The following is an 11,700-nucleotide window of genomic DNA, read 5'->3' on the forward strand; positions in this document are numbered from 1 at the left end:
TGCTGTTTAGCGCGCTGCATAGCGCCGCTGTCGCGCCGATGCCTGGTACCACCTTCAACCTGGGCGCCCAGTCCTTCATCCGCGGCTACAAAGACCCGAGCCTGAACGGCGACAGCGGCTACTGCTGGCGCAACGATCTGCGCTGGACTCGCCCGATGGGCAACCACCTTGTCACCGGCGTGAGCTTTACCCATTCCCTCGAACGTCCCGAAGCCTTGAGTGAACGGGAAACCCCGACCCATTTCCGCCTGGATTTCTATCTCTGATTGCACTGATTCATTGAGGCTTTTGACATGGACGTTCGCCAACTCGCCTTTCTGGCCCGCCAGCCTTCCGCCACCCTGCAAGCGCGGGATTCGTTCTGGGGGCTGTCCAAACGCGGTCTGGCGTTCATCCTGGCTAACGTGATGTTCTGGCAGCCGCTGGTGGCGATGGCCGACGGCATCGTGGTCAACGGCAGCGGTACAACACTGGGACAGGCCGGCAATGGCGTGCCCATCGTCAACATTGCCACGCCCAATGGCGGCGGCCTGTCGCATAACAAGTTCAGCGACTACAACGTCGGCCAGCAGGGGGTGATCCTCAACAACGCCACCGGCCGCACCCAGGAAACCCAACTGGGCGGGATCATTCTCGGCAACCCCAACCTGGGCGGCCGCGCGGCCAATGTGATCCTCAACGAGGTCAACGGCGGCAGCCCCAGCCAGCTCAAGGGCTACACCGAAGTGGCCGGGCAAGCGGCCCATGTCATCGTCGCCAACCCCTACGGCGTGACCTGCAACGGCTGCGGCTTCATCAACACCCCCAAGGCCACCCTGACCACCGGCAAGCCGGTGATCGAGAACGGCCAGGTCCAGCGTTACCAGGTGGACCAGGGCAGCGTCGCCATCGAGGGCGCGGGCCTCAACGCGAGCAATATCGACCAGTTCGAAATCATCACCCGCAGCGCCAAGATCAACGCCGAGATCCAGGCCAGGCACCTGGCGGTGATCGCCGGGGCCAACGACGTCGACGCCAAGACCTTGAACGCCACGGCCCGCACCGCCAACCCGGCGGATGCACCGCAACTGGCCATCGACTCATCAGCCCTGGGTGGCATGTACGCCGGGGCAATCAAACTGGTCGGCACCGAGGCCGGGGTGGGGGTGAAGCTCGACGGCAAGCTGATTGCCAGTGGCGGTGATATCCAACTGGATGCCAACGGCCAGTTGCGCATGGCGGACGCCACTGCCGAGAAGGGCGCGGTGGCGATCAAGGCCGGCAGCCTGGAGGCCCAGGGCGCGGTCTACGCCGGCAGCGAACTCAAGGTACAGACCCGGGGCGACCTGAGCAGCCAGAAAACCCTCGCCGCCCGCGACAGCATCCAGCTGGACAGCGGTGGCCAACTGAGCAACCAGGGCATCATCGAAGCCGGGGTCAATGCCGACAACTCTCGCAACGCCAACGGCGATATCAGCCTCAACGCCCGGGATCTCGACAACCGCGGCAAGAGCATTGTCGCCAGCCGCGACCTGACCCTGAACACGGCCCAGACCCTGGACAACCGGGGCGGTACCCTGAGCGGGCAGCGCCAGGTGACGGTCAGTGCCGGGACTCTGGATAACAGCCGTCAGGGCAAGCTGCTGAGCGCCGAGCGCCTGCAACTCGATGCCGAGCAAGTGCGCAACGGCCAGGGCGGCCTGATCAAGAGCCAGCAGTCACTCGATGCCAACCTGGGCCACCTGGGCAACAGCGGCGGCGAGCTGTCCAGCCAGGGCAGCAGCACCCTGGTACTGGCCGGCATGGACAACCTCACCGGCGTGGTACTGGCGCAACAGACCCTGGAGATTACCGGTACTGCGGAACTGGACAACCAGGGCGGGCTGCTGTCGGGCTGGCAGGGCCTGACCCTCAATGGCACGGGCTTGAACAACAGCAACAAGGGCACCGTCTCCAGCCTCAAGGGCGGTGTCGAGGTCACCCTCAGCGACGCCTTGAACAACAGCCAGGGCGGTGGCCTGGTCAGCCAGCAGGCTCTGGACGTCAAGGCCGCCAGCCTCGACAACAGCCTCAAGGGCATGATCTCTAGCGCGGGTGCACAGAGCCTCAAACTCAGCGACCGGCTGGACAACAGTCAGGGCGGCTCCATCGACAGCGCCGCGACCCTGACCCTGCAGGCCATGACCCTGGGCAACAACGGCGGCACCCTTGACGCCTCGGGTGACCTGACCTTTACCGGCACCGACCTGGACAATGGCACCGGCACTTTCACCGGCAAAACCGCCGTCACCCTTAATCTGTTGGGCGCGTTGAACAATACCCACGGCAAGCTGGTCAGCGGCGGCCCGCTGCGCATCGAACGCGCTGGGCAGATCGACAATCGGGGTGGCCAGATGGCCAGCCAGGGCCTGCTGAGCCTGTTCGCTGCCAGCCTGGACAATCGTAACCGTGGGACCTTGATGGCCAACGACCCACTGACCCTGACCCTGGACGGCGCACTGCAGAACAGCGGTGATGGCTTGATCTACAGCCAGACCGGCGGCCTGCACGTTCAGGTCGGGAGCCTCACCAATGGCAAGGGCACCCTGCAGAGCCAAGGCGCTCTGAACCTGAGCACCGGCGACATCGACAACCAGAGTGGTCGCATCCTGGCCAGGAACGGTAACCTGAACATCGGCGCCGGCCACTTGGATAACCGTGGGGGCGTGCTTTCTAGCGTGCAAGGCTCGATGATCGCCGATCTTCGCGGCGTGCTGAAAAACGGCTACGACCCGAGCAACAACCGCCAGGGCGGCGTGACCCAGGCCCAGCGCCTGACCCTCAAGGCCCTGGCTGGCATAGACAACGACGGCGGGCGGATTTCCGCGCAAAGCGGCGATGCGCTGATCACCACCGGCGATTTCGATAACCGCAACGGTGGCCTCTACGCCAAGGGCCTTGTCAAAGTTAGCGGCGGCCATTTCGACAACAGCGGCAACAACGGGCAAATCGCCGGCCAGCAGATTAATTTCGACCTCAGCGGCGCTCTGAATAACCACAAGGGCATCATCGAAAGCGACAGCAGCCTGACGATCAAGGCCGCCAGCCTCGACAATCAGACCGGCCAATTGCGCGCCCTGGGAGACGGTGGCGATACACGGCTGGAGCTCGGCGGATTGTTCGACAACCGCGATGGCTCTCTGGAAACCGCCAACCAAAACCTGGCCTTCGACGCTGGCAGCTTCAACAACCGTGGCGGCAGCGTGCTGCACAGCGGCAACGGCCTGTTCGGCCTGTCCATGGCCAACCTCGAGGATGTGGGCGGGCGCCTGAAAACCGCCGGTCAGCTGATCCTGGAAGGCGAACGCTGGACCAACAGCAGCTCGATCCAGGCCGGGAAACTGACAGTCAACGTCAACCACCTGACCCAGGCCCGTACGGGCCAGCTCCTAGCCGGCAATGGCCTGATAGGCAGCGGCGTGAACTGGATCAATGACGGCCTGATCGGCAGTGATGCAGGCGTCAATATCGACCTCAGTGGTCATTACAGCAGCAAGGGCCGACTCAGCAGCTTTGGGCAACTGGACCTAAAAGCTGCCCAAGTGGACCTGGCAGACAGTGCCAGTATTGCTGGCGGCGGCAACACCACAGTCTCGGTGTTCGGCCAGTTGAACAACGCAGGGCGCCTGAGCGCTGCGGCCGGGCTCACGCTCAACGCGAGTGGCATCAACAATCAGGGCACCCTTGGGGCTGCCCAGAACCTGACCTTGACCACCGGCGGCCTGCTCAACGATCACGGGCTGGTGTTCAGTGGCGACGACATGGGGCTGCGGGTCGACACCCTGACCAACAGCTACGGCAACGTTTACAGCCTCGGTCATCTGACGATCGATCGCGATGGTCAGGGGGCTCTGGCCAGCCGCATCGCCAACCGTTCCGGCACCCTGCAAAGCGATGGTTCCATGACGCTTGCAGCCAGCACCCTTGAGAACATGCGCGATGTGCTGGCCACCAACAACGGCGGCATCTACACCGCCAGAATTGGTGAAGTCGCCTGCATCGAGGGCTACAACGCCGGTGACTGTGGCGGCAAACGCAATCACGTGTGGGAGATCGTTCAGCGCGACAAATTCGAAGTCACCGAAGCGAGTGCGGCGTCGAGCATTGCCGCGGGCGTCAACCTGAATATCAACGCCGGCGACCTGCTGAACCAGAGCAGCAGTATCAGCGCTGCCGGCAACCTGGTGGCCACGGTCAACAACCTGACCCACAGCGGCGTGGAAACCGGCGAGACCGAAACCACCCGGGTGTTCATGTCGGCGCGGACCAAAAATGCCAGTGCCTGGTACAACGTCGCTAACGCTGTCACCAACCGATACTGGTTCCAGAGTGCGGGTTATACGCCTGATGACCTGGGTGGTCTGGAAGGCGCGCTGGCCGGTTTTATCGGCATGACCGAACGTGAGTGGGTCGGCCTGGGGACGACGAAAAAACTCGCCGGTGGTGATCAAAGCTATGCCGCAGTGATTCAGGCCGGGGGAGCGGTGAGCATCAAGGCCGGCAATGGCTTCGACAGCAGCGTGGTCCGTCCGGGTTACACCTATGTCGGCAGCGGTGCGCGTACCGATACCCAAGTACCGGATACCGCCTTCGCCACTCGCATCAGCCTCAGCCCGCAACTGCCCCCAGACCTGACCCAGCAACAGGTCAACCCCCTGGCCCTGCCTGGCTTTAGTCTGCCCGCTGGGCAGAACGGTCTGTTCCGCCTCAGTGGTCAGAGCAGCAGCGCCACACCAGCTCCGGCGCAGATCGCCGGCCTGCCGGATGCCGCGAACCTTACCCGGCCGCACAAGTACCTGATAGAAACCAACCCGGTACTCACCGACCTCAAGCAGTTCATGAGCTCGGACTACCTGCTGTCCAGCCTCGGTTACAACCCGGACGACAGCGCCAAACGCCTGGGGGATGGCTTCTACGAGCAGAAGCTGATTCAACAAGCGGTACAAGCCCGTACCGGCCAGCGTTTTATCGACGGCCAGAACAGCGACGAACAGCTGTTCAAGTACCTGATGGACAACGCCATTCAAAGCCGGCAACAGCTCAACCTGTCGGTGGGCGTGGCCCTGACCTCCGAGCAGGTGGCGGCCCTGACCCACGACATCGTCTGGCTGGAAAGCCATGAAGTGAACGGCGAACAAGTGCTGGTGCCCGTGCTCTACCTGGCCCAGGCCAAGAACCGACTGGCCCCGAACGGCGCCCTGATCGCGGGTAACGACGTCAACCTGATCGCCGGCCAGGACATGAACAACGTCGGCACCCTGCGCGCGACCAACAACCTGTCGGCCCAGGCCGGGCAGAACCTGATCAACAGCGGCCTGGTGGAAGCCGGTAATCGCCTTGACCTGCTGGCCGGCAACGACCTGGTGAACAAGGCCGGCGGCATCATCGCCGGGCGTGACGTGAGCCTCGCCGCAACCCGGGGCGACGTCATCAACGAGCGCACCCTGACCTCGCACCAGAGCAGCAACGGCAGCTACGCCCAGCAGCGCGACTTCGTCGACAACGCCGCCCGGGTAGAAGCGGCGAACAGCCTGGTGATCAGTGCCGGGCGCGACATCAACAACAACGGCGGCGTACTCAAGAGCGGAGCCGACACCAGCCTCAAGGTCGGTCGCGACGTCAACCTGAGCGCTGTGGAACAGGTGGTCAGCAACGACCGCGGCGTGCGCTACAACGACCTCAGCGTGACCCAGAACGGCTCCAGCCTGCAGGCCGGTCGCGACCTGGCCATCAGCGCCGGGCGCGACATCACCGCCATCGCCAGCCAGATCGAAGCCAAGCGCGATGTGGCGATGACCGCCACGGAAAACCTGAGCCTGGTTTCAGCGGCCAATGAGCAGCATGCGTATAGCAAGACCAAGAAGGTCACCAGTCAGGAGGATCATGTTCAGCAGGTGGGCACTAGCCTAAAAGGTGGTGGTGATGTGACCTTGAGTGCGGGACAGGAATTGGCCCTGATCGCTAGTCGTGTAACGGCGGGTGATGAGGCTTATTTGGTCGCTGGTAAAAACCTCGCCCTCAAAGCTGCCGAAGATCAGGACTACAGCTTCTACAGCAAAACCAAGAAGTCTTCTTCGGGTAAGAAGTTCCGCCTTGATGAGACCGAAAGCATTTCCAATGTGGGTAGCTTGGTCAGTGCCGGTACTAACAGTGTCCTGGTAGCTGGAGAAAACCTGCAATTGCAAGGTAGTGCGGTGATCGCTGAAAAAGGCAACGCACAACTGGTAGCGGGCAAGAATGTCCAGATCCTTGCTGTTACCGACTCCGAGAGTGATCGGCATGAGCGTAAGCAGAGCAAGAGCAGTTGGGGCGGACTGAAGTCGAGCAAAGTTGAAGATAAAGTCAGCGAAACTCGTACCACGGCTATTGGCAGCATGGTGTCGGGTGACACCGTCAGTGTGACTGCCGGCAGGGATGCGACTGTTACCGGGTCTTCGTTGGTCAGTACGGGAGACTTGAGCGTACAGGCTGTTCGAGATCTCACGATTGATGCTGCAACGAACACTTTTTCGCGCACAGAAATACATAAGCAAAAAAATCGTGATCTGACGGGGGTGTTGACTGCCAATAACCTTGGCTTGGATGACATTACTGGTAACCAGCATCTTTCCATCAGCAGTCAGAAGCACGATAGCAATGCGCAGGAAACGACCCTTACGGGTAGCACCATTGGTTCCAGTGCAGGCAACGTAACGTTGACTGCGGGGCGAGAGCTCAAGATTGTCGCCAGTGATCTGGTCAGTACTAAGGACATGTCCCTGAGCGGGGCGGATGTCACCATTGCGGCAGGTACTGAAACCGCCAGGCAAACCAGCTCTGACAGCTCGAGGAGCCTGGCTGTTGGGCGAGTGGTCGGTGGGGTGGTGATTGATACCGCCAAGAGTATTCGCAACGATATTCGTGCCGCCAAGGAGGCTGACGATAGCCGGCTCAAGGCAGTCAAGGGGGCTCAGGCACTGCTTTCTGCTTACAACGCTGTGGGTAATCAGGACTCAGGTTCCGCGCAAGAGTCTGAGGGCAAGCCTGCCAACAGCAGTGGCTCGTTGATCAAGATCGGTACCGAACTTGCCAATACACGCAGTAAAAGTTCCAGCGAATACGACAGTGAAACCGCCAAACAATCAACCCTGACCAGTGGTGCGGGGTTGGTTATTAGTGCTGGCGGCGATGGGGCAGGGGCCAAGGGTGATATCCACGTCATTGGTAGCAGCCTAAAGGCTGAAAACACGGCCTTGATAGCCAAGAGCGATATCGTGCTGCAAAGCGCTCAAGATCGTGCGCAATGGGACAACCAGAACACCAACAGTAAAACAAGTGTTGGCGCCAGTTTTAATATTGGCGATCAAAATGGTTTCACTCTGGATCTTGGAGCACAGATTGCGAAAGGCATGGGGACTGGGCATTCAGTCACTCAGGTCAATAGCACTATTGACACTGGCTTACTACTTCTGACCAGTGGCCAAGACACTACCTTGGCTGGGGCGCAAGTCAGAGCAGACACGATCAAGGCTGATATTGGCGGCAACTTGAATATCGCCTCCCGGCAAGATGAGGCCAGCCAGAAGAACCAGCAAAAGAGCGCTGGTGCGGGAGTCAGTCTCTGTATCCCACCTTTTTGCTACGGATCCATGGTCACCGCCTCGGGAAATATTGCTGGCAGCAAGATGAACAGCGATTACAAGGCGGTAACGGACCAGACCGGGCTGTATGCGGGTAAAGGCGGATATGACATTCATGTAGGTGAGACCACCCAGTTGCAGGGGGCGGTCATCGCCAGCAATGCCAATGCTGAGCAGAACCGTTTGGATACGGGACGCCTGCTTGTTAGTGATATCAAGAACAAGAGTGAAATCAAAAGCCAAGCCGCGAGCTTGAGCGCCTCCTATACCAGTACCAAATGGGACAATCCGCGCGGTCCAGTGACCCCTGATGATCAAAGGAAGTGGGCACATTCGGAGACCGGGGGCACTCTGCCGATCGCGCTCAAGGAGTCGGATCACAGTAGCACCCGCAGTGCGATCAGTGAGGGAACCATCACCGTTCGTGATCCGGCTGGTGCCAATGATCTGGTGGGCTTGAATCGGGATACGGCCAACGCCAATCAGCGCCTGGACCGCCCTGACGAGAAGGCCATGCAGGAGCGTATTGACCTTATCCAGAGTTCAGCGCAACTGGCGAGCAGCGTTATCAATACTGTCGCGAAGGCTAAAGCGGATGCGGCCAATAAGGCGAAGCGAGAAGCAGAGAAGTCGCAGAACCCAGAGCAGATAGCGGCAGCCAATGCCGCTGCTCAGGATGCGGCTAGTTGGAATGTGGGTGGCGACAAGCGAATCATGGCCGATATCGCCTCTGGCTTGGTTGCCGCCGGGTTGGGAGGGGCAGGAGGTTCGACTGCTGTTGGTGTTGTTGCTTACACGTCATCGGCTGACGTGTTCAAGAAAATCGGTGATTACGCAGATGCCCAGCACAAAAATCCCAAGGCGGACAGTGCTACCAAGGCGGCTTGGGCTGAGGGTGGTGCGGCGAGGGTTCTGTTGCATGCATTGGCTGGTGCAACGATAGGCTTGTCTAGCGGGAACGCTGGAAGTGGTGCGTTAGGGGCAGGGACATCTGCAGCGCTCATGCCGGCTATTGCTGAGGCGTTGAAGAGCAGTGGTATTGAGGAATATAACCAGGATGCTATTGCAGCGCTAATTGCAACTAGCTTGGGTGGAAGCCTGGGAGCTATTGGAGGGGTTTCTGGCGCTGTTGTTGCAGGAGAAAATGCGTCCGGAGTTGAGGTTTATAATCGTCAGATACATCGTGAACAAGAAATTCCTCTGTTGAAGAAGAAAGCAGAGGACTTGGAGAAAACACTTGGTAAACCAAAGTCAGATGCGTTGTGGGAAGATCTTCTGATTTTGGCAAGTGGTGCAAAACTAGATGAAGTAGAAAAGGCACGTTTAGATGCTCTGGATAAGAAATGGGGGAACGACCCTACAGCCGACTGGTTCAGATTAGATCTGGATATTGCAAAAGAAGAAGTTAGGAAGCTAGCTGATCAAAAAATCCCTTTAACTTGGGCGGATGGACGTCCAATTGTTGCACACGGTGCTCCTGTCTATGCATTTTCTTCGACCGGCGCACAGTTTAAGGACTCGAGCTTATTTAATGTTCTAGGTAAAGGTTACTATGGCGAGTTGTCTCTTGCTGAGAAATGGAATCAATATGGTAAGCAGCAAACGACGGAGCATGCTAAGGAGATTTTAGATATCTCCAGCTCGTATCTGAGTACCAAAGACGCCGCTGATCGATTAATGTCTTTGGCGGTGAAGAATACAGCGCCAGTAGGCATAATCGATGAAGTGATTCTCACGGTTGGGATGCCGGGTGGTAAACTCACTCTCAAGGCGATTGAGGCAGCGTTGGTCAAACGGCAGGAGGCTAAGTTACTTGCCGGAAAAGGAGGTGCTTTCCTTGAAGAACCTCCTATTAAAATGTCTGATAACGTCAGGGAGTTATACTCAAAAGGAAAATATCGTGAAGCTCTAGATGTTCATTATGAGGACTTGGTTAGGCGTAAAGTTGGAGGGGAATCTCAAGTTATTAATGGTAGAGAGATTGATGTTGTTACAGATGTTGCGTTGATTCAAGTTAAAAGGACATATTCGGCTATTGAAAAGCCAAATAATTTTCTTAATAAAGCGACGCGAAACCAAATTAAGTTTACTATTGAAACTGCAGTGGAGCAGGGTAAGCGAGCTGAGTTTTGGTTTAAATATGGTGTTTCTTCTAAAGTAAGGAATTACATTGAAGGGAAAGGCGGTATTGTTAAAGTCGGACTGGGGGAATAATGTCTAGTTATATTTCGATAAGAGGCTGGGTTGAGTGCGATTTTGATGAGGTATCGACTGTAAAGAATTCTGCGATTGAGTCATGGGGGGTATGTGATAAATATGGCTTGGGTAGAAAAGCTGCAGATTTGTATTGGAAGGGGTGGTCATTCCCAAATGCGCCTATAAATTGGAGAAGCTATGTGTTTTATGGCGCTGTAGTAAATTCGCAAGCATATGACTTTTTTAAATTTGTTTTGAGTAATATCGCTAATCTAAATGCTGATTTTGACGGGGTTTTTTATGTTGATTTTGAAGGCTTAGATGATTCGCGGACACTGAAGATTGAAAATGGTTATTTGCTTGATGAGCATAGATAGGTTTCTTGTTTTTATAGATGGTGTTAATGCAAACAAGGAAGCTTTAAGACGAAGGAATGGAGTTCAGTTCCGATCTCAGGCTGTTAGGGAAATCCTGAAGAAGACTTCCCGAATCTGGTGAAATACGCCGATCCCGTTGCCCGAGTATCCCGATGAAGCAGATGACTTTCGCCGATGCCGAGTACGCCGGCAAGCGTAAGCAAGCCCGCAAGGAGCTGTTCCTGATCGAGATGGATCAGGTGGTGCCGTGGAAAGGTTTGATTGCCCTCATCGAGCCCGGCCGCCCGGCCTATCCGTTGATGGCGATGCTGCGCGTCCATCTGATGCAGAACTGGTTTGGCTACAGCGATCCGGCGATGGAAGAGGCATTGTACGAGACCACCATCCTGCGCCAGTTCGCAGCACCTACAAGAAGCACGGAAAACGCAGCTTGTTGTACCGAATGAAGCGCAAGATCGGGAGAGCCAAGGCGCAGACACGCGCCAAGGTCGAGCATCCGTTTCGTGTGATCAAGCGCCAGTTCGGCTACACCAAGGTGCGCTTCCGTGGGCTGAATACCGCGCAGTTGGTCACGCTATTCGCTCTTTCAAATCTGTGGATGGCGCGCCGGCACTTACTGACGAATACGGGAGAGGTGTGCCTGTGATGCAGGTAGTAGCGGTCGCGAGGTGCTCGCGGCGGCTAAAAACACAGAAGTGAGCGGGTGATTTGGTCATTTTAGATCGACTCCCTGCTTTCAAAAACGGTAGGTGCGGAAGTCGGCCAAAAATATCGGACTACTTCAGACCATCCCTAGCCGATTACGTATAGAAAACCTCCGTAGTCAAGCCCGGTATGTGCAGTGGAAGTTTTGTGGTAGGTGAAATTTTTGGAAAACAACCATACTTTTGATTTGAGGACTTTTCAGGGGCTTCGGGAATTAAGCCATGATTGGTGAATTTGTTAGATCTGTTATAAGTGAAGATCTTCTTAAGGGGGATATTGGTTTTTGTGGCTATAGCCTAGATGAGCTGGAGAAAATCAAGAGACTTTACGATATCCGTATCAGTGGTCAACTACAGTCATTTTTACTTGAAATGGGGCGAAGTGATGGAGGGTTGATTGGGGACTCATTTATCCAATTGTATCGCCCGTCTTGGCGAGTACGTACTCATTTGCTTTTTCAGGTTGGTTTCTTGAGTCAGATGCAAGAAGCCGGGCATTATGAATTTCTGAATAAGCCATTTGTCTTAGCCTGGGTTTCTGAGACTCAGTACTATTTTATTCAGACTTTAATGGGCGATGATGCAGTTTATCATTACGATTCAAATGTGAAATGTGTTGTAAAAACCGAGTGGGACCTGCTTGGTTTGTTGAAAATGTTGATGTGTGCAAACGGCGGCGATATTAAAGCTGGGGTTGTTGGTGATTTGTTAGAGATCTGATCAATACTTATCTCAAAAGAGGGCATTATAAAGTCTTGGCGTTATGAGGCGGAGGTCAAAATAAGT

Annotated in this window: 3 protein-coding genes and 2 pseudogenes; all 5 read left to right on the forward strand. The window is 56.7% G+C overall.

Going from position 1 to position 11,700, the window contains the following annotated elements; all coding sequences use genetic code 11:
- Positions 1 to 56: 56 nt before the first annotated feature.
- Positions 57 to 266, forward strand: a pseudogene (locus A9971_RS11305) (ShlB/FhaC/HecB family hemolysin secretion/activation protein); the annotation flags it as partial.
- Positions 267 to 293: 27 nt separating this feature from the next.
- Positions 294 to 9,851: a hemagglutinin repeat-containing protein gene (locus tag A9971_RS11310; protein ID WP_259652324.1), complete on the forward strand. Its 9,558-nt coding sequence runs from the start codon at positions 294 to 296 to the stop codon at positions 9,849 to 9,851.
- Complete coding sequence (locus tag A9971_RS11320) at positions 9,851 to 10,210, forward strand: hypothetical protein (protein ID WP_183000612.1); 360 nt, start codon at positions 9,851 to 9,853, stop codon at positions 10,208 to 10,210. The genes A9971_RS11310 and A9971_RS11320 overlap by 1 nt, the downstream gene beginning before the upstream one ends.
- Positions 10,211 to 10,362: 152 nt before the next feature.
- Positions 10,363 to 10,856: pseudogene (locus A9971_RS11325) on the forward strand (transposase).
- 280 nt (positions 10,857 to 11,136) lie between these two features.
- The gene (locus A9971_RS11330; protein WP_220802968.1) at positions 11,137 to 11,634 is read left to right on the forward strand and encodes an SMI1/KNR4 family protein; all 498 of its coding nucleotides are present in this window, start codon (positions 11,137 to 11,139) and stop codon (positions 11,632 to 11,634) included.
- Positions 11,635 to 11,700 lie beyond the last annotated feature (66 nt).

Origin of the sequence: Pseudomonas sp. UME65 (genome assembly GCF_014170225.1) — a bacterium.
Taxonomy (GTDB): domain Bacteria; phylum Pseudomonadota; class Gammaproteobacteria; order Pseudomonadales; family Pseudomonadaceae; genus Aquipseudomonas; species Aquipseudomonas protegens.